Below are 3,778 nucleotides of genomic sequence, written 5' to 3' on the forward strand. Positions count from 1 at the left end.
CCAAGCCGTTGGGACAATCGCCGATCAGGCGGCCGCAAGCGTCTTTGCCTTACCCAGCGGCCGACCACGGCGCTTTGCAGGAGCAGCGTCATCGGAGGTCTGAAGGTTTTCGAATGTTCCGGCCGACGATCCACGACCCATCTTACCCAAGCCCAGGCTTCTAGCGAGCTCGGAGCGCTTTGCCGAGTACGCTGCTGACACCATGGGGTAATCAGAGGGTAGACCATATTTTTCACGATAAGCCAGGGGTGTTAGGCCACGGGTGGTGAGATGCCGACGTAGGGTCTTATAGAGCTTACCGTCCTCGAAGCTGATGAGTCCGTCCGCCGTGATCGACTTTTTGACCTGGGCTGGTGTCAGCTTCTCGGTGGGCTTGGCCACGACCGATATGCCCCCTGTCAAACCAAGGAGGGCAGCATGGACGTTGGCGATCAGCGTCAGCAGTTCGGAGGCTGGAACGGAATTGTTGCAGACGTAGGCCATGATAAGATCGACCGCGAGGGTAAGGCGGTCGGACTCCGGAAGGGATGTCATATCGTCCATAAGCGGTTCCTTTTTCGATTGAATGTTGGAAAGTCCGTTGTCGATCGGGTCCGCGTATCAGGCGCGACCCGCGTTAAGAATTTATTGGCAATATTTCTTTAGTAAAGTCTAAATTATCGAGGAGCCCACCCATGCGCGTCCTGTTGATCGAGGATGATGCCGCGGTCGCACAGAGCATCGAGTTGATGCTCAAAGCGGAGAGTATCAGCACCTACGTCACCGATCTTGGTGAGGAAGGGATCGATCTCGGCAAGTTGTACGACTACGACATCATTCTCCTCGATCTGACCCTACCGGATATCTCCGGTTACGAGGTGCTACGCGCCCTCCGGGTGTCCAAGGTGAAGACCCCGATCCTGATCCTCTCCGGCATGGCCGGCATCGAGCACAAGGTTAAGGGTCTCGGCTTTGGTGCCGACGATTACCTCACCAAGCCGTTCCACAAGGACGAGCTCGTCGCCCGCATCCATGCCATCGTGCGCCGTTCGAAGGGTCACGCCCAGTCGGTGATCACCACCGGCGACCTGATCATCAACCTCGACGAGAAAACCGTGGCGATCGCGGGCAACCGCGTGAACCTGACGGGAAAGGAGTACCAGCTGCTGGAACTCCTTGCCCTCCGGAAGGGCACGACGCTCACCAAGGAGATGTTTCTCAACCACCTCTACGGCGGCATGGACGAGCCCACACTAAAGATTGTCGACGTGTTCATGTGCAAGCTGCGCAAGAAGATAGCCAACGCCTCGGGCGGTCAGAACTTCATTGAGACCGTCTGGGGTCGTGGCTACCTCCTGCGCGAGGGCGCTGCTCCGATGCAGGCGATGGCCAGCTAAAATCCATATCTGCATATCAGCGAAATATATTAGACGTATATTTTGAATATATGCTGAATTTTAGGCGGCCTCGGCGTCGAATTAGCGTAAGAAATAATATTATAGTTGGATAGAAAAATCAGATCAGATATCGTACAGATTGTACATTAGTAAAAAAACCGGCTCATTTTTGGGTTTGAACTTTAATCAACAATATCGGAAAACAGGAACGGATCTGACCGATCCTGCTTTCTTTATGTTGATTTATATTTTGCCTTTCCACTTTAAAAAGACATTTTGATAATTGTCAGAACATATTTTTTTAAGATGCCAAGGCTTGTAGGTTTCGGTTCACGTCGGCGACGCTGTTCGAGGCGATTTGCATGCTCGACGAGATTTCCTGTGTCACAGCGCTTTGTTCCTCAACAGCAGAAGCCACGCTGGTGACGATCCCACGGATAGAGCCGATCGACCGCCCAATCACACCGAGTGCTCCGACAACATTTCCGGAAATCCCCTGCATGGCCTGGATATCCTGAGCGATCCGGCCGGTTGCGCTCGTCACTTGGTTCGAAAGGTTCTTGACCTCGCCAGCGACGACCGCGAAGCCGCGACCGGCCGCCCCTGCGCGTGCAGCTTCGATCGTCGCGTTGAGGGCTAAGAGGTTGATCTGTGCCCCGACACCTCGGATCAACTCCACGACACTGCTCATCGAAGCGGCTGCATCCTTGAGTTCATTCGTCGCCTGATCGGCGGTCTGAGCCTGATCGTAGATCTCATCGACTACGGAACGCGAACGGGAGAGGCTCTCCGAGATTTCGCCGATCGAGGCACTCAGTTCTTCCGCCGCTGATGCGACGGTGCTGACGTTGAGCATCGTCTGCTCGGACGCCATCGCGGCCTCGATCTGAGACGTCATCTTCGAAGTGATGTCGGTGGCATACTTTACCACCTTGAATGGCTTTCCGTTCATATCGAAGATCGGATTGTAGGTCGCTTGGATCCAGATGTTTTTTCCACCCTTGCCAATGCGCTGGAAGATGTCGGCCTTGAACTCTCCCTGCCGTAGGCGATTCCAGAATTCGCGGTAATCCGCAGTCTCGGCGTATTTTGGATCGACGAGCATGCGGTGCGACTGGCCGCGTACCTCGTCCAAACGATAGCCGATGGCGGCGAGGAAATTCGCGTTGGCGTCGAGGATCGTTCCGTCCATCGCGAAATGGATGACGCCTTGCGACTTGTTGATAGCGGCGACCTGACCCGTCAGATCGGCCACGCGCAGCTTTTCGTCCGTCACGTCGGTGGCGTACTTCACAATCTTGAACGGCTTTCCGTTCATGTCGAAGATTGGGTTGTAAGTGGCCTGCAACCAGATTTCTCTGCCGCCCTTGCCGATGCGCTTATACTCCGCAGCCTGAAATTCGCCACGACGAAGCCCGGCCCAGAATGTGGCATACAGCTCGTTCCGAGCGAAGGCGGGTTCCACGAATATCCGGTGGTGTTGACCGATTACCTCTGCCCGATCGTAGCCAACGGATCGAAGGAAGTTCGCATTGGCGTCGAGGATGGTGCCGTCGAGGGCAAAGTGGATCACTGCTTGCCCTTTGTTGATCGCGGCAATTTGACCCGCGGTGTCTGCCTGATCGAGCCGGCTTTGCGAGACGTCGGTGGCGTGCTTGACGATCTTAAACGGCCGACCATCGCGGCCCAGCACGGGATTGTAGCTTGCCTGGATCCAGAGTTCGCGACCGTCCTTACCAAAACGCTTGTATTCTGCAGTCTGGTGTTCGCCTTGAGCCAAGGCCTTCCAAAAGGCTGCGTATTGCGCGCTGGTTCCATAATCAGGATCGACGAACATCCGATGATGCTGGCCTTGGACCTCGGACAGTTCGTAGCCGAGCAATGCGAGAAAGCTTGCGTTGGCGGTGAGGATCGTCCCGTCCATCGCGAACTCGATGGTCGCAGCAGAACGGTTGAGCGCAGCGAGCGTAGCCACAGCCTCGCGATTCATCTTCCAATGACTCAGCATCAGCTTGATTCCTTCGAATAAATGGTAAGAATGTGAGTGATTGACCATATGGTTTGTTTCCTTATTTAAGCAAACAAACCCACATTCTTCTTCGAAGATCGTCGATAGCCAACGCTATCTAATTACATCGCCGCACACTAATAAATCGTAAATCCAATATTAGATTGAATTTTATAATTATAACTTATTATATAAACACTAATATTATTATTTTGAATTTTGAATTCAAAATAAATTTCCATTGCCGTTTTAGAATGGGCTGCCTCCTGAAAAGTGGTTCTTCGTCGATCTGTGTGACGTATCAAGCTTTGGCGAGAACGCGGTGGCGAAGGAGCTCGAAGAGCTATGCGGGATTTTGGGTGACGGAGGCGGTCAGGCGGCGCGGTGATCTGGG

Annotated in this window: 4 protein-coding genes; 1 reads left to right on the forward strand and 3 read right to left on the reverse strand. The window is 53.8% G+C overall.

Annotation, left to right across the window (positions count from 1 at the left end):
- Nucleotides 1-24: 24 nt before the first annotated feature.
- A complete protein-coding gene (locus tag G3T14_RS23360) occupies nt 25-543 on the reverse strand; it encodes a MucR family transcriptional regulator (protein WP_163644887.1) in 519 nt (172 codons plus the stop codon).
- Between the two features lie 131 nt (nt 544-674).
- On the opposite strand from G3T14_RS23360, the gene G3T14_RS23365 reads away from it, so the two are divergent.
- A complete protein-coding gene (locus G3T14_RS23365) occupies nt 675-1,376 on the forward strand; it encodes a response regulator transcription factor CtrA (protein ID WP_163644888.1) in 702 nt (233 codons plus the stop codon).
- A gap of 301 nt (nt 1,377-1,677) precedes the next feature.
- Here the strand turns inward: G3T14_RS23365 and G3T14_RS23370 are convergent, their stop codons facing one another.
- Both G3T14_RS23370 and G3T14_RS24840 read right to left on the reverse strand, forming a co-directional pair.
- Nucleotides 1,678-3,432 (reverse strand): PAS domain-containing methyl-accepting chemotaxis protein, encoded by a 1,755-nt coding sequence (locus G3T14_RS23370; RefSeq protein ID WP_246733518.1) that lies wholly within the window; start codon nt 3,430-3,432, stop codon nt 1,678-1,680.
- An 89-nt stretch (nt 3,433-3,521) separates the two neighbouring features.
- Nucleotides 3,522-3,778, reverse strand: a 257-nt coding sequence (locus G3T14_RS24840) for a hypothetical protein (RefSeq protein ID WP_204263028.1), incomplete at its 5' end; no start/stop codon positions are given.

Source organism: Methylobacterium sp. BTF04, assembly GCF_010692745.1.
In the GTDB taxonomy this organism is placed as follows: domain Bacteria; phylum Pseudomonadota; class Alphaproteobacteria; order Rhizobiales; family Beijerinckiaceae; genus Methylobacterium.